Genomic DNA, 19922 nt, shown 5'->3' on the forward strand with positions numbered 1-19922 from the left:
GCTCGCGCCTGCTCCGAAACTGACATCCACCGCGCAAGCATCTGGGCACCTGCCCGTTCGCATGCTCTGGTGTGCGCGGACCTCCGATGACGCGAGACCCCTACACCCTGCGTGACGCGCTCGCGTCCGCCCTGGACGCCCTCCCTGCCGCCGAGCGGTTCCCGGACCCCTCCGACGCGGACCTGGCCCGCCGGCTGGCGGAGCGGCTGCGGCGGGATTTGCTGCCCCGCCTCGGCTCGGCGGACGCGCCCCTGCTGCTGGTGGCCATCGCCGGCCCCAACAATGTCGGCAAGTCCACGCTGTTCAACGCGTTGGTGGGCGCGTCGCTGTCGCCCGCGAGGCCCGAGGGAGGCCTGACGAAGCAGTGTCTGGCGGCGGCCCACCCGGAGACCTGGACGGGCGCGCTGAAGGACTTCCTCACCCGCCGCTACGACACGGTGCCGGTCGCGTCGGGCGAGTCGGCGCCGGTGGACCAGCCGGGGCCCTCCGGGCGGCTGTACCTGGTGCTGGCCGAGGATGTGCCGCGCGGGCTGCTCGTCATGGACACGCCGGACTTCGACAGCGTGTACCGGGAGAACCGCGAGCGCGCCGAGGCGCTGCTCGTCACGGTGGACGTGCTCGTGTTCGTGGTGAGCCGGCAGACGTACCAGAACGCCGCGCTGGTGGACTTCCTGCGCGCGGCGGTCGGCCATGGGCGGCCGTACCTGCTCGTCTACAACGAGGCCTCTCGCGAGGAGGTGGCGCGCGGGCACCTGGACAAGCTGGCCTCGGATGTCGGCCATCCGCCGCTCGCGCGCTACCTGGCGCCGCACCAGCCGGAGGTGGAGGCAGGCCTGCGTCCCCTGGCGACGGTGCCGCTGGATGGGAAGCCCGCGCTGGGCTCCCTGTTGGGTGAGGCCGAGCACGCGCGGGAGTTGAAGGCCCGGGCGCTGGAGGCGTCGCTCGCGGATGCGCGCGCGGAGATGGGGGCGGTGGCGCTCGCGGCGGGGCGCGCGGCGAGCGAGCCGGAGCGGTTGCGGCAACGGCTGCGTCACGAGCTCGAGGGCGTGGGCGCCGCGGCGGCCCTGAAGGCGGTGCCCGCGGACGTGCTCATCGATGCGTTCCGCGACGAGCTGGATGCGCGCAGTCAGTTCCACAAGTGGGTGCGGCTGCCGTTCCGGGGGCTGGCCACGGCGCTGACGTACGTGAGCCGCAAGGTGCGGCAGTCCTTCACGGGGCCGGAGCCCGAGGGGGCCGAGACGCCGACGCGCACGGTGGACGCGACGTTGACGGATGGAGTGCGGCGGCTGGTGGATGCCTTCGCGCCGGAGGTCGCCGCGTGGCGCGGGGACCCGGCGACGCGCGCGCTGCTGGCGGAGGCCTTCGGGCCGGTGACGCTGACGAAGCTGGAGGAGCCGCTGGGCTTCGAGGCCTTGCATGCCCACGCGGCGGACCGCGCCACGCTGTACGCGTACTGCCGCGACCTGGTGGCGGCCGAGCTGCAGGGAGGCATGCGCGAGGAGCTGCTCCAGGCGATGACGACGCTGGTGTACTCGGTGCCATCGGGCGCGGCGGCGGTGGTGACGGTGGCCACCGGGGGCTTCGGGCATGACGCGGTGGTGTGGGCGGGGACGCTCCTGTCCACGCCGCTGATGGAGCGCTTCGTGGACCTCCTGGGCGCGCAGGTGCGTGCCCGCGTCACCCGCAAGTGGGCGGACGCGCACGGCGCCACGCTGGCCCGGGCGCTGGAGGCGCGGTTCTTCTCGGGCGTGCTCGGGCACCTCGACGGGCTGGCGGAGGCGTGGCACCACACCGCGACGCGCCTGGAGGCGACCCGGGCCGAGCTGGCGTGAGACCGAGCCGTCGTCCTCTTCGTCTGGGAGAAACCGAGACGCTGAGGAAGGGGTGGGACGGACGGACAGGACGGGCGATATTCCGCCCGTGCGTGTGCGGCGACAATGCGTCATGCTGCGCGCGTCATGAATGGCTCGGACCCCGACGCACCGGGCTCCCCACCTCCGGTCCTCTCCTTCCGCCACCTGCTGACCGACGCCGTCGGCACGTTCCTGGACGAAGCCGGGATGACGTGCGCGCAGACGGCGGACTCCATCGGCGAGCTCATCGTCACGCTCTCGCGCTACCGCGAGGAGGGCGCCCCGCTGTTCCCCATGGCCTTCGTGGGGGATGACCTGGCGCGGATGCTCACGCTCCTGGGCGGGCATGACCCCCTCGCCATCGGCATCGGGCCGCGCACGCGCGCCACCATCCAGCGGGCGCTGAAGCAGTGCGCGCAGCTGGGACAGGGACGGTGGTGGGCGCTGTACCTGCTGCGGGTGCCGGAGGGGTTCGCGTACGGCGTGTTCCGCACGGACCCGTTCCCGCTCGCGGAGTCACCGCTGGAGCGGCTGCGCCGCGTCGAAGAGGCGCAGGCGGGGGTCGTCGGCGTGCTCCAGCTGGCGGACAACATGCTGGAGCTGCGCGCCGGCGGTGGGCTGTGCCGGCACGTGTACCTGTCCGGAGCGCGTGTGGAGTCGGCGTCGCCGCCGGTGATTCTCGACGAGCTGGCGGACGCCATCACCCAGGGCGTGGCGAGCGCCAGTCGCGAGCGAGCGCGGGGGTTCTTCCGACGGGTGTTGTTCGAGGTGATGCAGACGTCCCATGGGACGCTGGTGGCGGTGCTGCCTCGCGAGCGCGCGGGCTCCACGCTGTTCGTGGATGGCATCATCCTGCCTCGGCCGCTGGACGTGGTGGCGTTGCTGGACCGCTACCACGTGGACGCCACGTTCTCGGCGGCGACGGCGGTGCGTGCCACGGGGCAGTTGCTGCGCGGGATGATGGCCACGGATGGAATCACGGTGCTGCGCGCCGATGGTTGCATCGTGGGGTACAACATCTTCGTGCGACACCCGGAGTCACTCGCACATGAGCCCTCCGTGGTGGGGGGCGCGCGGCGACGCACCTATGAGGTCCTGGGCGCGGCCGTGGGCACCGAGCTGACCGCCGCGTTCATCCGCTCGCAGGATGGGGATGTGGCCTGCCGTCGGGCGTGACGTCTCCGGGACGGAGCGGGGAGGTCCGCGCCGCGTAGGACTCGTGCGCACACGCGAGGAGGCGGGACTTTCCAACTCTTCCGGTTATCTGACACATCCGCGCCGGAGTTGAGGCTCAGGTCATCTTGGGAACACCTGACCTGCCACGTCACATCCTCGCTTGATGGCCCGTGTGTCCGGGGATTTGAGTTTGTCAGAGGGTTCCAGCATGCTGGCCCCCGCCTTGAAATCCCCCTTGTTCAGTATCGAGCGGCTCGCGCTCGCCGTCCTATCGGTGTGCCTCCTGGCTTCCCCTGCCTGGGGCCAGAAGCTACCTGACGTCGTCGTCTCCGGGCCGCCCATCGTCCCCGCACTGAACGAGAACGGACAGGGCCTGTGTGTCGCGTCCAATGTGTGGACCCGTGCCCTCGGCGAGTTTCCGCAGACCCGAGGCACGTACCTCGACGTCATCAACGGGTACTTCGAGGACGCCACCAACCGGCAGACCCGCGTCACCACCGTGCTCCGCACGCCGTTCGACCTGTCCAACAACCTCAACGACGGTCGAACGCTGAGCTATGGCGACTTCGAGGGGCAAGTCACCTTGCCGGGGTGTTCGATTGGCGGGTGCAGTTTCAACATCATCAATGACTCTGACGACACCACGCCCTTCGTCTCGCGGTTTCGCGGTTATCTGAATATCACCGACGCACTCGCGGGCCGGCCTCTGCATTTCGGGTTCTACTCGGACGACGCGGTCAGCTTGGTCATCTACGACCGCTCGCAATCCTACACAGTCATCAATCGCCCTCCGCAGCTTGGCTTTCCCACCTGGCGAACCACGAACTCCGTCTCCTTCGCCACTGCAGGCCTCTACGCGGTAGAGCTCCTCTACGCGCAGGTCGGAGAACACGCTGCACTCGAGATGTCCGTGAACACGAGCGCCTTCACAGACTTTGAGCGCGCCGCGAACCAGACTCCCATCATCAATCTCTACACCTCGGGCTTCCAGTTGCTCCAGCCCGCGCAGTTCTTCCAGACGGAGAACGGCCTCCCCGCTTACGCCGGCTCCCCCAATCGCTGTGAGCAGTGCAACCGCGCTGACGCGAACTCCCAGGGCAACAGCACCTGCGGCACCTCCTACTACTGCAACAGCGCCGCGCTCTGCGCCCCCTGCGACTCCGCCCTCTTCTGCGGCGCGTCCTGCACCCGCTGTGGCCCCTCATCCCCCTACTGCGCCAACCTCAACGGCATCACCCAGTGCGTGGCTTGCACGGAGGACTCACAGTGCCCGAACGGCCGCTGTGACCTGACCGACAACACGTGCCGCGGATGCAACGGCGACGAGGACTGCCCGAACACCGGCCGCTGTGACCTCGCGACCAACCAGTGCTCCGGCTGCAACGACGACAGCGACTGCCCGGGGAGCACCGTCTGCGACGAGCCCACCGCCACCTGCGTGCCCTGCACCGAGGACGCCCACTGCCCCAACGGTCAGGTCTGCGCGACCGACATCCACGAGTGCCGCGAGTGCAACAATGACTCGCAGTGCCCTCGCGGAGAGGTCTGCGGCAATCACCAGTGCGGCCCCTGCGCCACCAACGACGCCTGCGCCGGCAACTCCTGCAACTGCTGCCCCAACGGCACCCAGTGCGCGGCCCTGACGCCCGGCGCCTCGCCCTCGTGCGTGGAGTGCACCACCGACGACCAGTGCGCCGAGGGCCAGAAGTGCGACCCGCTCAACGGCACCTGCGTCGCCGCCATCCCCGAGTGCAACACCGCCGAGGCCTGCGGTCCCGCCTGCGCCAAGTGCCCCGGCGAGCGCCCCTTCTGTCTCGACGGCCAGGTCTGCGTCCAGTGCCGCACCGACCTCGAGTGCGGCGACGGCCTGTTCTGCCTCAGCGGTGAATGCAGCTCCTGCACGACCGACCGACACTGCGGCTCGCGCTGCGAGGCCTGCGACGTGGACGCACCCTTCTGTCTCTCCGACGGCTCGGTCCAGAACAGCGCCTGCGTGGGCTGCCGCAACAATGACGACTGCGGCAGCGGCCAGTGCAACCCCACCACCCGCACCTGCGAGAACGCCGGCGCCTGCGCGGTGACGTGCGACGCGGGCCTCGTCTGCGACGGCGCCGCCTGCGTGGAGTGCTTCGCCGACGCCCACTGCCCCTGCGGCGGGACGTGCGACACCGCGAACAAGACCTGCTCCGAGTCCTGCGAAGACAGCAACGACTGCCTCGGCGTCCAGCACTGCTCTGCGAAGACCCAGCAGTGCGAGCGCGGCCGTCGCAAGCCCGGCACCGACCCTCAGGGCGGCGCCTTCTGCTGCGGCACCACCGAGGACGCCACCCCGGCCGGCAGCGCCACCATCCTCTTCCTGCTCGCCGCGGGCCTGCTGCTCCTGCGCTCCCACCGCCGCGTCCGATGAAACCCTTCCATCTGCCCCTCCTCCTGGCGCTGGGAGGGGCCAGCATCGCCTCCGCCCAACCGGACGCCCGCTTCGACGTCCAACTGTTCCGCCCGTCGGCCGCGCCCCAGGACCTGGTCGTCGTCACCCAGTCCCGTCCGCTGTCGCACCTGTCCGTGGCCGCGGGGCCCTACTTCAGCTACTCGCTCAACCCCCTCACCCTCGTCCCCGAGGGCGGAGACCTCGAGAAGATCAGCCTCGTCGGCAACCGCCTCCAACTGGACGTCATGGCCATGGTGGGCCTGTTCGACTGGGGCGAGTTCGGCGTGGACCTGCCGCTCATCCTCGCGCAGGGCGGACAGAACCTGGAGGTCATCGGCACCGAGGGCAGCGTGGAGAGCTTCGTGCTCGGCGACCTGCGCCTCACCGGCAAGGTGGCCATCCCCGGCATGCGCCGCCCCGCCGAGGGCAAGGGCTGGGGCGCCGCGATGACGCTCAACGTGAGCTTCCCCACGGGCGCGCAGGACGCGTTCGCGGGGGATGGCGAGCTGACGTGGGCACCGGGCCTCGTGCTCGACTACCGCTTCGGCAACGGCATCCTCCTGGCGCTCAACGGCGGCTTCTGGAAGCGGCCGGACCGCGTCTTCGACGGCGTGGCGCTCGGGGACATGGCGCCCTTCGGCCTGGGCGCCGAGGTCCCCATCCTGCGCGGCAGCGGAATCACCGCGCTCGGCGCCGTGAACGGCGCGGTGGCCCTGAAGAAGGCCCCCGGCGCGGAGCGGCAGATTCCCGCGGAGCTGCTCATCGGCCTGCGCTGGTACAGCTCCACCGGCGTGACGTTCACCTTCGGCGGTGGCGCGGGCTGCGGGTGCTCGCTGGCCTCGCCCACGCTGAGCTTCTTCACGTCCATCATCTGGATTCCGGCGAAGACGCGCGAGTGGGAGGCGCTGGAGCGCTTCAAGGAGCCGCCCGAGCCGCCGCCTCCGCCCCCGCCGCCGGTCGACCCGGATGGGGACTCCGTGATTGGGGCGGGCGACAAGTGCCCGGACGTGCCCGGCCCGGTGGAGAACGCCGGCTGTCCGGACACGGACCGCGACAGCGACGGCGTGGTGGACCGCCTCGACCAGTGCCCGGACGAGCCCGCGGGTGGCCGCGGACGACACGGGTGCCCCCTGGCCCGCCGGGAGAAGAACAAGATTGTCATCCTGGAGCAGGTGAACTTCGCCACCGACCAGGACGTCATCCTCTCGGAGTCGTTCCCCATCCTCGAGGAGGTCGCCCGGGTGATGAACGAGAACCCGGAGATGGACCGCGTGCTGGTGGAAGGCCACACGGATGCTCGCGCGAGCGACGCGTACAACCTGGACCTGTCACGTCGTCGCGCGGCCAGCGTGATGCGCTTCCTCGTGGAGACGGGCGTGGCGGCCGAGCGCGTGTGCTCGCAGGGCTTCGGGCGCAGCCGCCCGCTGTCCGACAACGCGACCGAGGAGGGCATGGCGCTCAACCGCCGCGTCGAGTTCACCATCCAGCCGCCGAGCGACGGCCCCCGTCCGCCCTGCCCGGATGACCTGGACAAGAAGGGCAAGCGCCCCCGGCAGAAGCAGCCGGGCCCCAAGCCTCCCGCGCCGAAGCGGTAGGCCCGAGCCGTCGCCGCTCGCGGGCACGTGGGAGTCCGCTCCCCGTGCCCGCCCGCGACAGTCTCAGGGGACGACGAACTCCGCGGCGGAGCGGCGACGACCGGCGACCACCGAGACGACGGCGCGCCCAGGGCCCACGGCCGTCACGCGGCCATCCTTGGACACCGACACCACGGACGCATCCGAGGTGAACCACTCCAGCGGCACGCTGTCGAGCACCACGCCGTTGCGGTTGAAGGCCCGCGCGAGCAGCAACACCGACTGCCCGCGCCGCTGGAACTGGTGATGCGTCAGGTTCAGCCCGAGCCTCGCGAAGTCCGCCGGCACCACCTGCACCGCGATGTGCCGCGCCAGGTGTCCCAGGCTCGCGCTCACCGTGGCCGAGCCGGGCTTCACCGCGACGACCTGCCCGTCCTCCACCCTCGCCACCGACTCGTCGGACGAGCGGAACTCCGGCGTGACGTTCTGGAGCGACGCGCCCTGCTCGTTGCGAGCCACCACGCGCAGCTTGATGGTGCGCCCCACCTCCAGGAAGTCCGCGCCCGGAGCGCGCACGTCGAGCGAGTTGAGGATGACCAGGTCCAGGTTGAGGGCCTCGCGCACCTTGCCGCCCGTCACGCCGATGACCGTCTTGCCGGACTTGCGCACCGTCATCACGCCGTCCTGGACCAGGGCCACGTCCGTCGCGGAGCTGGTCCAGCGCAGCTTCGGCTCGCGCATGCGTTCGCCCTCCGTGTCGAGGACGACGTAGTCCAGCTTCACGCTCTGCCCGGGCGTGCGCAGGAACTGGGACTCCAGCGGCTGGAAGGTCAGGGACCCGGGCGTCGGACCGCAAGCACTCAGGAGCCCGAGGAGCACAACGAGGAGGACGGAACGAAAAGGAATGCGCGGCGTCTTCACGGCGGCGTCGACAACGGTAGCGAGGGCGGGAGCAGCGCCCATCTTAACCACGCTCGCCGGCTCCGGTGATACCCACGAACAGCTTCCGGCCCCCGTCGCGCGGGAGCGTCCGTCCAGACAGGCGGTATCCTCCCGCCCCCAGCGGCTCCGCGGCCCTCAGGCGAAGAGGAAGTGCGGGACGTTGAAGTCACTCTCGGTGGAGTCCAGGGACGCGACGATGTTCAGCCGTTGGCCGGGCTCCGCGAGGTCGACCACGTAGTCCGCCTTCGTGCGGCCCGCGCCCTGGATGACCCGCACGCGGGGCCTGGCCGCCTGGGCCGCGTCCGAGGGGACATCCATCACCACGCCGAGCTGCCCGCCCGAGAGGCGCACCAGCGTCCCCACCGGATAGAAGCCCGCCACCGAGGTGAACAGGCGCACCACGCGCGCATCGAACCGCGTCCCGGCCCGGTGGGTGATGAGCCGCAGGGCCGTGTCAGGCGCCAGCCCTGGATGCGGAGGCGCCGGGAAGGTCAGCAGGTCGAAGGCACACGGCACCGCCAACAGCCGCCCCGCCAGTCCCACCGGGCGCTGCACCGGGCCGCTCCACGCCGGCTGGAGGCAGTCGTGCGCGGCCACCACGCGCTCCAGCCGGCCCGCGTCCAGCGGGCGCTGCAACAACCGCAGCGCCGTCTTCAGCGGCCCGCGCCGCGCCAGCAGCTCGTGCGAGGCCCGGTCGAACTCCTGCTCGGGAGGCAGCGTCGACGCACCCCGCCCCAGGTCATGGAACAGGCCGCTCAGGGCCAGGTCGAGCTGCTGCGCGCGCGACATCCCCATCCGCCGCGCCATCAACAGCGAGAGCACCGCCACCGCCGCGCCGTGCTGACCCCCGTCCACGTCCGTGCGCCGGAAGCGCGTCAGGCCCACCAGGAGCGCCTCGTGACCCACCGAGGCCTCGGCCAGCCGCAACAGCACGCGCCGGAAGCGCTCCACGCGCACCGGCGACTGGCTGGTGATGACGTGCTTGAGGAGGACGATCAGCCGCGCGTAGTAGCGCAGCATCACCTCGCGCGGCGTGAGCACGTTGTGGGAGGACAGCACCTCGCGCAGGCGGATGGGGCCCAGCTTCTCGTTGAGGATGGCCTGGGGCTTCTGGGCGCGCCGGTGCTTCTGGAACGCGAGCAGGAAGGCGCGCAGGTGCTCACGGCGCAGCCCCGCGCCGAAGGAGATCTCCTGCACTTGAAGGTGCTCCAGGTAGCGCCGCAGCGAGACGGCCATCTCGAGGTGCTCCTCGCCCAGCTTCATCCGCGCGCCGTTGAGGAAGGGGATGCCGCCCACGCACTGCAGCTCCACCGACTTCTGCCCTCGCAGCTCCGCGTCCAGCAGCGCGCCCAGCTCCTCGAGCCCCTCCTTCACGCCCGCGTTGTCCACGTCGTGCAGGGACACCGTGTTCAGGCAGCGCACCACCAACCCCATCAACCTGGGGCCCACCCGCGCCGCGTCGTCCCGATTCGACTCCGTCTCCATGGTTCCCCACCTGGCGCCCCAGGCGCCTCAGCCCACCGGAGCCAGCTGCGCCAGCGCCTCACGACAGGCCTGCTTGAGGACGCGCGGCGCGAAGAGCTTGCTCGCCACGGCCTCCAGGAGCGGCCGGGCCCTGGGGTCTCCGAGCACGCCGATGCACCGCGCGCAGTGCGCCTTGAGCTCCACGTCCTGCTCCCGCTCGAAGGCCGTGCGCAGCGCCGCGCCCGCCAGGGGCCCGCCCAGGTCCGCGAGCGCGCGCAGCACCGCCATCCGCTCACGCGCCTCCAGCTTCACCTCCAGGCGCGACACCAGCGGCCCCACCGCCGCCTCCACCCCGTGCCGCACCAGCAACACGAGCGCCGCGCCGCGAACCTCCGCCTCCGGGTCCGCCAGCAGCCGCAGGAGCGCCGAGCGCTGCGGCTCGATATCCCGGGGATTGAGCCGCGACAGCAGCGCCGCGCGCACCCGGGGCCTGGGGTGCGAGAGCAAGGCCGCCGTCAGCGGCTGGGCCTCGGGGCCCGCCTCGCGCAGGAACTGCAGCCAGTCCAGGTCCCGCTCCCCCAGCGACGCGGCGCGCGTCACCAGCACGCCCAACGACACACCCCGGCGCACGAGCAGCTTCGCCAGCGCGCCGCGCGCCTCCGGAGACGGCAGCTCGAACAAGAGGTCCGTGGCGCCCTGGAGCGCGTCGCGAGGCAGCGCGCTCAACAGCTCCAGCACGCGCAGCAGCACCCCTGGCTGGGCCGTGGCCTGGGCGAGCGCGAAGCGAGGCGCCTCCAGGAAGAAAAGCCGCGTGACGGCGTACAGGTCCGGCGCGCGGGCCCCGGACGCGCGCGCATCCCGCGTCATGCCCTGCACCACCTGCGACAGCTCCGCCCACCGGCCATGGGAGACGAACCCCGACAGGAGCTCCTCCATCCAGCCCAGCAGCGCCGCGCGCTCCTCCTCGCGGCACACCGCGAGCAGGCCCCACACCATCCACACGCTCCGCTCATGCACGCCCACGCCGCCGCGCTCGCGCTCCAGCAGGGCGCGCAGCTCCGCCACCTCCGCGTCGCTGGCGCCCTCGAACGCCGGCGCCCCCGAGCGCACCAGGTCCTGCGCGCTGACGGGGGCCAGCACCTCCGCCTCCAGGCGCGCGAGCCACTCGTCGTGCCCCACCGGGCGACGCCGGCCCGAACCCGAGGACTGGCGCCGCGTGAGGTCCGCGAACAGCTGCTCCTCACGCTCGGCGAGCTGCGCCTCCGTCTGCGCCGACTCGCCCGTCTCGGCCGAGGCGGGCACCTCCGCGACGACGAGCTCGATGTCCTCGAACCCCCGCTCCCAGAACCACGTGTAGAAGTCGTACTCCGGCGGCAGCGTGCGCTGCAGCGCGCGGTGCCACATGGCCAGGAACGCCCCCAGCTCCTCCGCCTCCACACCCGGCTGCCACAGCACCTCCTGCACGCCCTCCAGGAAGAGCGGCCGCGTCACGGAGTCCTTCGCCGACGCCGACTCCACCAGCACCACGTCCCCCAACAGCAACGCCGAGGAGCGGATGTGCAGCACCACCGCCTCCCCCGTCACCGCGTGGTAGCGGCTCACACACTCGACCAGCCGCTGCTGGACCTCCGCCAGCGCGGCGTGGCCCTCCGCATAGAAGCGGTACGCGCCCAGCACCTTGTTCAGCGCGTGCCCCACCTCCGTCGCGGCTTCCTCCGCGGTGAGCACGGGCGCGCCACCGGGCGTCGGGACGGCCATCGGACTTCGAGAGGCGGGCATGGGCATGGTCTAGCAATTCATTGAATTCAATGAACCGCACCAAAGCCAGAAACCTGCCAGGGATTGTGGGGTGGACCGTTCAGGGTCGGGGAGCGAGAGCGCCCAGGGCCTGCGTGGCCAGGGCCTCCCCCTCGCGCCAGCCCGCGATTCGGGAGCGCTCCCGCGCGCGCTCCAATCGCTCCCGCGCCTCGGCGAGCTGGCCGCCCGCGCCCAGCAACCGGCCCGCGTTGTAGTGGATTCGGGCCGCCTCCTGTGAATCCCCCGCCTGCTCCGCGAGGGAGAGGGCGCGCTCCAGTTCCGTGAGGGCCGCCGCATGTTCTCCGGCGAGGACCCGCAGACCCGCGAGGTTGGAGAGCGCACGCGCCTGACCCACGAGGCTGCCCGTGGCGCGCGCCTGCTCGGCGGCGTGGGTGAAGCTGACACGGGCCTTCTCCGCCTGCTGGAGGCGCAGCTGCAGGCGCCCCAGCAGGTTGAGGTGCTCCCAGTAGAAGTCCGGCGCCCGGGCGGGCTTGCCGCCCATCCGCTGGAAGGCCCGGGTGACGAGCTCCACCGCGCCCGTGATGTCCCCCCGCGCCTCGCGGGCCCGGGAGTGCTCGCCCAGGACCCACGCCTCCACCTCCAACTCGGTGGCGGCGGCCTCGCGAATCGCCAGCAGTCGGGCCTCCGCGGCGGCCACCTGCCCCAGCTTCAGCTCCGCGGCGGCGATGCGGCGCACCAGCTCCGCGCGGGCGGCGGGCGCCTCGGTGTCGGGCAGCCTCCCCAGCCACGGCTCCGCGATGGACGCCACGGAGGCGGGGTCCACCTGCGTCAGACAGGTGCACGCGCGCGTCAGCATGCCCCACTGCCAGAGCCGCGCCGCGGGCGTGGCGCCAGGGGAGTCGCCCATGGCGCGTCGGAAGTAGTCGAAGGCCGCCCGCCACTCCCCTCGCGCGGAGAGCCGCTCCCCCGCGCGCTCACAGGCCGCGGAGGCTCCGGGTGCGCCCGCGACGAGCAGGTGGTCGGCCACGCGGACCTCGCGCGCGGGCTCGGCGGCGAAGGCGTCCTTGCCCAGCGCCTCCGCCAGCGCCTGGTGCGCGCGGCGCAGCGCGCTCACGGGCAGCCGCTCCAGCAAGGCCTGGCGGGCCAGCTCCTGCGTGAAGCGCAGACAGCCGGGCCGCTCCTTCACCTCCGTGAGCCACCCATCCACCACCAGCAGCTCGGGCACGTCCGCTTCCACGACTTCGTCCGACAGCGAGGCGCGCACGAGCGCGGCGGAGAAGACGGCCCCCTCGACGGCCGCGCGGGACAGGAAGCGTTGCAGCGGCGGCGGCAGCAGGTCCAGACGCGCGCCCAGCGCGAGGCCGAGGCTGTCGGGCAACACCGCCTCGCCCAGCGGCTGGGTGGCCTGCAGGGCGCCGCCCAGCCGCTGCACGGCGCCGCGCTCGACGAGGGCCCGCATCAGCTCCAGCGCGAAGGAGGGGTTGCCGCTCGAACGCTCGAAGACGAGCGTCTCCACCTCGGCGCTCGGGGGCGCACCGAAGGCCGAGGCGAGCAGGGTCCGCAGCTCCGGCCTGGGCATGCCTCCCAGCACCGAGAGGGGAAGCGACGTGATGGCGACGGGCAACGCCTCCGGCGCCGTCGTGGCCATCAAGGCGACGCGGGAGCCGGGCGCGCTCACCAGCGCCACCAACAGCTCCAGCGAGGCCACGTCCGCGTGGTGCACGTCATCCACGAGCAGCAACAGCCCGCCGACACGTGCCGCGCGCAGCAGCGTCTCCGTCAGCGCGGCATCGGCGGCCTGGAGCTGGCCCGAGGGTCCGCCCTGGGACAACCGTCGCCAGAGCGCGGCGACCTCCTGCGAGGACAGGCCCAACAGGGCGAGCGGCTGGAGCGGCGCCCCCTCGGGCACGGGGCCCAGCATGCGCGCGAGGCCGGTGAGCACCGAGCGCATCAACCCCATCGCCCCCGCGCCGCGCAGGTCCTCCGCGCTGGTCCTCACCACCCGCGGCCCCGGCTCGCGTGCGGCCTGCTCCGCCACGGCCTCGAGCAGCCGGCTCTTGCCCATGCCCGCCGCCCCCGAGAAGAGCCGGGCGCTCCCCTGCCCCGCCTTCAGCGCGTCCACCACCCGTCGCGCGGCGACCAGCGCGTCCTCACGGCCCACGAAGGGCGTGCCACGCATCACGCCGCCCAGGCCCTCCACGCGCCAGGCGCTCCCCGAGGCCAGGCTCCGCTCCGGTCCGAAGCGGACGCCCTCCTCCAGCAAGCCCTTCGCGGCGGAGCCCACCAGCACCTCTCCCGGGGCCGCCGCCTGCGCGAGCGCGGCGGAGTGCTCCAGTCCCACGCCCGTCACGCGCCACGGCGCGCGGCCACCGCCTCCGCTCACCAGCACGGCGTCGAACTCCAGGCCCGCGCGCAGCGTCGGCGCGGGAGACACGCCCGAGGCCTCCACCGCGCGCAGCAGCTCCAGCACGCAGCGGACCGCGCGCGCCGGGTCATCCCGACGCGACACGGGCAGGCCGAACGCCAGGCTCCAGCGCGACTCGGTGAGCTGCACCACCTCCGCCTCGTGTCGCTCGGCGATGGCCGCGGCCAGGTCCATCAGCTGGCCCACGGCCTCCATCCCCTCCTCGGGCCCCAGCGCCTTGCGCAGCGCCTCGGCGCCCTCCAGCGCCACCGTGACGATGACCAGCTTGCGCTTGAGGGAGCCGGCCTCGCGCCCCCGCATCCTCACCGTCGCCGCGGGGCCGTCCTCCGCCAGCGGCACGGACGCGGCCGTCGTCACCGTGGCAGGGCCGTGAAGCTCCGTCGGCGGCGCCTCCAGGTCGATGAGCTGTCCGTCGGAGACCACCGAGACGTCCTGCGAGCGCGCGCCTTCGGGACGAAGGCTTCTCGTCCGCGTCGCGCCCGCGGCATCTCCCCCGGGAGCGGGCGGCTCGGCCGTGGCGAGCGGTGCCTTCGCCTCCGGTGAGCCGGACACGCCCCCGGAGATGGCCGCCATGGCGCTGCCACAGTGCGGACAGAAGCGACTGCTGCCCCGCGTGGACTGTCCACATCGAGGGCACGTCACGCTGGACTCGGAGACGCGCGGCAGCAGGCTTCCCAGGCCCACGCTGGACTCGCGCATCCGCGCGCGGACCATCTCGCCCACCAGCCGCTCGGCCGTCTGGGCGACGTCGTCCTCGGGTCCGCGCGGCGTCTCATCCAGGTACTGCTGGAGCGCCCGGGCCACGTCGCCGCAGCGCTCGAAGCGCTGCTCACGCGGCTTGGCCAGCATGCGCAGGATGATGCTGTCGAGCAGCGGGGAGACACCGTCGACGAGCATCGACGGCTTGAGCGCGGGCGTCAGCGCGATGCGCCGCATCGCCTCGGGAGCGTTGTCCGTCTCCACCAGCGGACGGTGCGTCACCAGCTCCCACAGCACGACGCCCAGCGCGTACTGGTCGCTGCGCCCGTCGAGCGGATGGTTGCGCACCTGCTCGGGTGACATGTACCGCAGCTTGCCCTTGAGGATGCCGGTGCGCGTGCGCGTGGAGCGATTGCTCGCCTTGGCCACGCCGAAGTCCACCACCTTCGTCACGCCGTCCAGTCGCACCATGATGTTCTGCGGACTGATGTCACGGTGGACCAGGTCCAGTGACACGCCCTGGGCATCCACGGCCTGGTGCGCATGGTCCAACCCGAGCGCGGCGTCGCGGATGATGCGCGCACAGACGCCCGGGCTCAGCGCCGCCCCGGAGCGCGAGGCCGCGCGGGCCAGCCGTCCGAGGTTCTCGCCCTCGATGTACTCCATGGCGATGTAGAAGGTGCCCTCCCACTCGCCGACCTCGAACACGTGGACGACGTTGGGATGGTTGAGGCGCCCGGCCACCCGCGCCTCGTCGAGGAACATCTCCAGCGAGCCCTCCTGCTCCAGCAGGTCCGGCAGCAGGCTCTTCAAGATGACGGGGCGCTCGAAGCCGCTGACGCCCACCTGTCGCGCCAGGAAGATTTCGCCCATGCCGCCCACCGCGAGCCGGTTGAGCACCGCGTACCGGCCGAAGACGAGAGGGACAGGGCTGCTCGAGGTGGACATCGCCAGGACACGCTAGCCACCCCGCGCGGAAGCCCGCCAGTTCCTATCCTCGGCCGCTGGGGCATCTGTTACCCAGTGGCGTTCACTCGCCCGGCGCCAACCAGCGCAGGCGAGGGCCCCCCCCCAGCGAGGGACCTCCTGGCGCGAGGGCCAGCGGTTGGAGGTACAGCCCCCGCCGCTCACGCGTCCACCACGCACCCGTGCGCCGACGCTCCTCCACGTCCGTCATGCGGTAGTCGTACAGCACCGCGCGCACCTGGCGGGGCGGCGCGTCCGGGAAGGGGTTGCGCGCGAGCAGGGACAACACCTCGGGCGAGCCCTCCAGCAGTCGCGCCAGGAACATGATGAACCAACTGGGCGGCGCGCTCAGCGCGGCGAACCACATCTGCCAGTCGAGCCGGGGTTGATGCGGCGCCACCTGCACGGGCGGCCGGGTGACGTCGTCCACTTTGTAGCGGAAGCCATAAGGCTCCCAGTGCTCGCCGTCGCGAGAGCCCTCGACGATGATTTCAGGCCGCTCCACCGTCATCACGCTGAAGAGCCCATAGCGATTCACCGAGCGCAGCGGACGCGCGCACCCGTGCAGCCACGACAGCGAACGCTGGACCCGCTCTGGCAGACGCGCGCTCCGCTCGAACCGCAGGAGGATGTCCGCCGCGCCGAGCACCAGCAACGGACCGAAGAGCCCCGCGCTCAGGACCTTGCCCCAGCCCGCGCCGCGCCTCGACGGGGGCGGAGGCTCGCGCAGGAAGGGGAGCATCCGCCTCAGGCTCACGTCGTCCAGGAGCCACAGGCCGAGCACCAGCGATTGCACGTTGAAGAAGCCGTAGTTGCCCGTGGCCATGATGGCGAGCTGGAGCGCGGAGAACGCGCCGAACGCGAGCTGCCTCGGCCGACGCGGCGCGAACACGAGCGGCGGCAGCGCCACCTCCAGCGCGAGCACCGCCGCCGTCGACGCACGCTGCAGGCTCACGGGCAGATGATGCGCGGACCATCCACCCCGCGTGGGCAGGGGCGCGGTCTCGTAGTAGTGCCGACACGCCGTCAGCTCACGCCAGGTCCTGTCCCCGGACTGCCACTTGCTCAGCCCCGAGCCGAAGTAGAGCCGGAACACGAGCAGCCGGAAGAGGAACACCTCCAGCGACGTGGGCGAGGCGCGCCCCAGCCCCGGCCTCAACCCCGAGGGCGCGGTGAGCGCGGACAGCAGGCCCATCTCCAGCAGCAGGACATCCCACTGGAACGAGAGGAACTCACGCCCCACCGCCGCGTACGAGAGATACAGGCCCCACAGCAGCGCGAGCGCGCTCCGAGGCGCGACATTGAAGATGACGGCCAGCGAGAGCAGCTGCCCCACCCGGCAGCCTCGCAGCAACGCGGCGTCGGAGGCGTCGAACCAGAACACGGTGGGAAGCCGTCTCCAGCGCTCGAGCGCCGGTTGCTCGCGCAGGTCCGACTCGACGAGGTCCTTCACGGGACGGATGCCGCGAGCCCCGAACAGCCCCAGCACCTGCGGCCGCAGCGAGGTGAACGCGATGAGGAACACGCCTCCCGCCAGTCGCAGGAAGAGCCAGCGCACCTGGCGTCCGTCCCGGGGAACCACCGTGCGCCCGAAGAGCCAGCGGTCCACCCGCGAGGCCGCGCGGCGATTGCGCGCGATGACGCCGTACACGGCCTGGGACACGCCCAGCACGCCGGGCAGCAACCCCAGCTTCGCCATGCCGCGTGTCAGCCAGCGCGGCGAGCGGGCGAGCGCGCGGAAGACCGCCTCCGCACCCTGCGTCACCCGTCCCGAGGGCTCCACCAGTTGGGTGGCGCGGCGCATGTTCCGCCGGGGAATGCCGAGCAGCAGGAGCAGCCAGCTCCGCCCCGGCAGGAAACGGACGCCCCCGTCGCTGCGCTGCTTCCACCGCGCCACCCAACGGCGGCAGAAGCCACAGTCCGCGTCGTACAGGAGCAGCGAGGGACCCTGCTCGAGCGTGTGTGAACCCACCATGAACGAAGCATGGGCGCGGCCAGGGAGTGAGGCCCGTCACCCGGGTTCCGACGGTGGTCGCTCCAGGGGCGGGGTGGCGGGCGGGCGAGCGGGAAGACCTGGTGCCCCCTGGACATCGCCGGGGGGTGCCTAGCTTCACCGAATGAGTGAGCCGAAGGGGAAGGCGAAGCGACTGGTCGAGCTGGTGCCGGGCATCCACCACTGGACCGTGACCGACAACCGCATCGGCGGCACGCGCAGCGATGCCTACGCCGTGGTGGACGTGGATGGCTCCGTCATCCTCATCGACCCGCTGCCCATCGACGAGGCGAAGCTGCGCGAGCTCGGCGATGTCACCGCCATCATCCTGACGGCGGGGAACCATCAGCGCTCCGCGTGGCGCTTCCGGAAGGCGTTCGGCGCGCCGGTGTGGGCCCCGGAGAACGCGTACGGGCTGGAGGACAAGCCCGACTTCATCTACGTGGCCGGAGACACGCTGCCGGGCGGACTGCTCCCCTTCCACACGCCTGGACCCGCCGTGGCCATGTTCACGCTGTGGATGCAGAAGCATCCTCGCGGTGTCGCCTTCATCTCGGATTTGCTGACCCACGACAGCCAGGGCACGCCCGAGTTCGTCCCCAGCGAGTACCAGGATGAACCCCTGCGCACACGGCAGAGCGTCCAGCGCATCCTCGACCACCTCACCGTGGACGTCCTCTGCTTCGCGCACGGCGAGCCCATCCTGAAGGACGGCGCGAGCGCGCTACGCCGAGCACTCCAGGAGGACATGGACGCCCCCGCCGCGCCCTCACCGTGAGCACGGCGGAGTCACTCAGGTCACGTCCTCGCTCACCAGGACATGGCCGTCTTGAACCCCCGGAGGCACCAGGTAGAGCTGCTCGCCCGCCTCGGCGCGGTCGAGCAGCACACTCAGCTCCGCCAGGTCCGTGACGGCGATTCGACGCGAGTGCGGCAGCGACAGCCGACGCGCCATCGCCTCCGCCACGCGCGCGCCGTCGGACAGGTCCGTCTCGTAGACGAACGTCCGCTCCCCGTACTCGTGTCCTCCGGGGACCCGGCCCACCAGCCGCAACGGCCCCAGTCGTGAGTGGACGCGGACGCTCGGGTTGTCCCACTGGGCCACGCCGCGCAGCCGCTTCGCGCGCAACATGCTCAACGTCAGCGTCTTCACCCACGCGCCCGCGCCCGTCCCCGGCAGGAAGCTCAACAGCGACACGCCGATGAACAGCCCCGGCGTCACCGAGGGCGCCGCGTAGTACGCCGCGCCGATGGCCGGGTCCTCGTCCTCCAGCCCCAGATGCGCGCGCGCCTCCAGCTTCAGCATCCTCGCCGGACAGCGCAGCAGTCCAATCGCTCCCGGCATCAGGTACAGGTCCGACAGCACCCAGCGCGGCACGCCGATGCCCCCGAACGCGAACTGATTCAGCGCGAGGTACTGCGCCGCCAGCGACAGGTTGCGCTCCGCTGGCAGGTACGTCGCCGGCAATCCCAACGGAGACAGGTCCATCGACTCGGCGTGCTCACCCGCGCCCAGCGCCAGGAGCGATACGCCCGGGTGCGCGGAGAAGAAGGCCTCCGCCTGTCGCGTCAAGGCCTCGGTGTCACGCATCGGCTTCGATGTCCCTCGCCACGGCCGCCAGGCGGGCCTCGTCCGGAATGCTCACCGCCCCATCCTCCACCACCGCTCGCGACACGAGACAGCGCGAGGAGCCACCGCCCTTCTCGCAGAGCTCCCCCATGTCGAGCGACACCACCCGCATCCCCAGCGCCTCCAGTCGGGCACGCACCGACCCGGGCACCACCGAGGGCGCGAGCAGCTCCCGCCCCAGCGGCAGTCCATTCGTGGCGTAGCGACGAATCTCGTCCTCCGTCACCACGAGCAGCCGCGCGTCACCGAAGCGCTCACGCAATCGGGCGAATGACTCGGGCGCGATGACCTCCGGGCACACCAGCATCCGGTCCACCGCGGGCAGCGGCAGCAACGCCATGTTGCCGTGGAACGCGGGCTCGCGGACCTGCACGCGCACCACCTCCCCTGGGAACCAGCGCGCCGCGGCCTCCAGCCCTTCGAGCGTCGTGCGTCCGCCCCAGAACAGGAGCGTGACACCGTCGAAGTGCGCCACATCTCCGTGCGCCTCCCAGATGCCCACGCCCGGGTCCACCACCTCGAAGCCCATGCGCCTGGCCAGCGAGGCCCAGTGCTCACGCTCCGCGCGCCGGTGCTCGCTCATCATCCGGGGCAACACGAACCAGGGTGCACGTCCCTCGCGCGCCACCACCTGTCCACACTCCGCCGCGTAGGGCATGCCCGTGAGCAGCTCCGACGGCGAGGTCAGCGCCACCACCGTGCCGCCGCGGGCCTCGATGGCTCGCGCCAGGGCCAGCCACTCGCGGCGGGCCTTGCGCGCGTCCACCTGCGGCGCCTCGCGGCTGCGGAAGTTGTTGCGTCCTCGCAGTGCCCAGCCACGTCCCGGCGGCGACATGAGGAAGAGTTCCATGCCCCCTGGTTCTACCCGAGAGCGCCCGGCTCCTGCACCGCCACGCACAAGGCCACCGGCGCACACCGAACGCAGGCGCAGGCCCGGCGACATTCGTGCTGGTCTCGGGAAGCGGCCAGGGCGGACCCTCCCTCCGAGAGAGCGCCCCGCTCCGGCACCGCCGT

12 protein-coding genes are annotated in these 19922 nt (G+C 72.0%); 5 read left to right on the plus strand and 7 right to left on the minus strand.

Annotated features, from left to right (window positions below):
- Window positions 1-86 precede the first annotated feature (86 nt).
- From K8625_RS12735 to traB, 4 genes are all read left to right on the plus strand, one after another.
- Complete coding sequence (locus K8625_RS12735; protein ID WP_223782861.1) at window positions 87-1832, plus strand: GTPase; 1746 nt, start codon at window positions 87-89, stop codon at window positions 1830-1832.
- A 126-nt stretch (window positions 1833-1958) separates the two neighbouring features.
- Window positions 1959-3029 carry a hypothetical protein gene (locus K8625_RS12740; protein ID WP_223749584.1) on the plus strand — a complete coding sequence of 357 codons (1071 nt, stop codon included), beginning with the start codon at window positions 1959-1961 and terminating at the stop codon, window positions 3027-3029.
- A gap of 208 nt (window positions 3030-3237) precedes the next feature.
- Window positions 3238-5436 carry an outer membrane exchange protein TraA family protein gene (gene traA, locus K8625_RS12745; RefSeq protein WP_223782862.1) on the plus strand — a complete coding sequence of 733 codons (2199 nt, stop codon included), beginning with the start codon at window positions 3238-3240 and terminating at the stop codon, window positions 5434-5436.
- Window positions 5433-7052 carry an outer membrane exchange protein TraB gene (gene traB / locus K8625_RS12750; RefSeq protein ID WP_223782863.1) on the plus strand — a complete coding sequence of 540 codons (1620 nt, stop codon included), beginning with the start codon at window positions 5433-5435 and terminating at the stop codon, window positions 7050-7052. Before traA ends, traB begins: the two co-directional genes overlap by 4 nt.
- 63 nt (window positions 7053-7115) lie before the next feature.
- On the opposite strand, the gene K8625_RS12755 is transcribed toward traB, so the two are convergent.
- The 5 genes from K8625_RS12755 to K8625_RS12785 form a co-directional block, all read right to left on the minus strand.
- Window positions 7116-7952 (minus strand): Ig-like domain-containing protein, encoded by an 837-nt coding sequence (locus K8625_RS12755; protein ID WP_141325697.1) that lies wholly within the window; start codon window positions 7950-7952, stop codon window positions 7116-7118.
- Between the two features lie 156 nt (window positions 7953-8108).
- Entirely contained in the window at window positions 8109-9458 is a 1350-nt protein-coding gene (locus K8625_RS12760) for an HD-GYP domain-containing protein (protein WP_223782864.1), read from the minus strand.
- A 27-nt stretch (window positions 9459-9485) separates the two neighbouring features.
- Entirely contained in the window at window positions 9486-11195 is a 1710-nt protein-coding gene (locus tag K8625_RS12765) for a HEAT repeat domain-containing protein (RefSeq protein ID WP_223782865.1), read from the minus strand.
- Between the two features lie 100 nt (window positions 11196-11295).
- A complete protein-coding gene (locus tag K8625_RS44170) occupies window positions 11296-15267 on the minus strand; it encodes a serine/threonine-protein kinase (RefSeq protein ID WP_305070886.1) in 3972 nt (1323 codons plus the stop codon).
- Between the two features lie 82 nt (window positions 15268-15349).
- Window positions 15350-17260, minus strand: coding sequence for a lipase maturation factor family protein (locus K8625_RS12785; RefSeq protein ID WP_223782866.1), 1911 nt, complete (start codon window positions 17258-17260; stop codon window positions 15350-15352).
- A gap of 142 nt (window positions 17261-17402) precedes the next feature.
- On the opposite strand from K8625_RS12785, the gene K8625_RS12790 reads away from it, so the two are divergent.
- Window positions 17403-18056, plus strand: a complete 654-nt coding sequence (locus tag K8625_RS12790; RefSeq protein ID WP_141325702.1) for an MBL fold metallo-hydrolase — start codon at window positions 17403-17405, stop codon at window positions 18054-18056.
- 15 nt (window positions 18057-18071) lie between these two features.
- Here K8625_RS12790 and K8625_RS12795 read toward each other — a convergent pair whose 3' ends face one another.
- Window positions 18072-18869: a hypothetical protein gene (locus tag K8625_RS12795; RefSeq protein WP_223782867.1), complete on the minus strand. Its 798-nt coding sequence runs from the start codon at window positions 18867-18869 to the stop codon at window positions 18072-18074.
- Complete coding sequence (locus tag K8625_RS12800) at window positions 18862-19758, minus strand: dimethylarginine dimethylaminohydrolase family protein (protein WP_223749576.1); 897 nt, start codon at window positions 19756-19758, stop codon at window positions 18862-18864. The genes K8625_RS12795 and K8625_RS12800 overlap by 8 nt, the downstream gene beginning before the upstream one ends.
- Window positions 19759-19922: the final 164 nt, after the last annotated feature.

It is taken from the genome of Myxococcus sp. AS-1-15 (assembly GCF_020037055.1).
GTDB classification, from domain to species: domain Bacteria; phylum Myxococcota; class Myxococcia; order Myxococcales; family Myxococcaceae; genus Myxococcus; species Myxococcus fulvus.

What these genes read in the sequence shown, in the direction of transcription:
- K8625_RS12740 (WP_223749584.1), top strand. Translation starts at nt 1,959, where the DNA reads ATGAATGGCTCGGACCCCGACGCACCGGGCTCCCCACCTCCGGTCCTC.
- K8625_RS12790 (WP_141325702.1), top strand. Translation starts at nt 17,403, where the DNA reads ATGAGTGAGCCGAAGGGGAAGGCGAAGCGACTGGTCGAGCTGGTGCCG.
- K8625_RS12795 (WP_223782867.1), bottom strand. Translation starts at nt 18,869, where the DNA reads ATGCGTGACACCGAGGCCTTGACGCGACAGGCGGAGGCCTTCTTCTCC.
- K8625_RS12800 (WP_223749576.1), bottom strand. Translation starts at nt 19,758, where the DNA reads ATGGAACTCTTCCTCATGTCGCCGCCGGGACGTGGCTGGGCACTGCGA.
- K8625_RS12735 (WP_223782861.1), top strand. Translation starts at nt 87, where the DNA reads ATGACGCGAGACCCCTACACCCTGCGTGACGCGCTCGCGTCCGCCCTG.
- traA (WP_223782862.1), top strand. Translation starts at nt 3,238, where the DNA reads ATGCTGGCCCCCGCCTTGAAATCCCCCTTGTTCAGTATCGAGCGGCTC.
- K8625_RS12765 (WP_223782865.1), bottom strand. Translation starts at nt 11,195, where the DNA reads ATGGCCGTCCCGACGCCCGGTGGCGCGCCCGTGCTCACCGCGGAGGAA.
- K8625_RS44170 (WP_305070886.1), bottom strand. Translation starts at nt 15,267, where the DNA reads ATGTCCACCTCGAGCAGCCCTGTCCCTCTCGTCTTCGGCCGGTACGCG.
- traB (WP_223782863.1), top strand. Translation starts at nt 5,433, where the DNA reads ATGAAACCCTTCCATCTGCCCCTCCTCCTGGCGCTGGGAGGGGCCAGC.
- K8625_RS12760 (WP_223782864.1), bottom strand. Translation starts at nt 9,458, where the DNA reads ATGGAGACGGAGTCGAATCGGGACGACGCGGCGCGGGTGGGCCCCAGG.
- K8625_RS12785 (WP_223782866.1), bottom strand. Translation starts at nt 17,260, where the DNA reads ATGGTGGGTTCACACACGCTCGAGCAGGGTCCCTCGCTGCTCCTGTAC.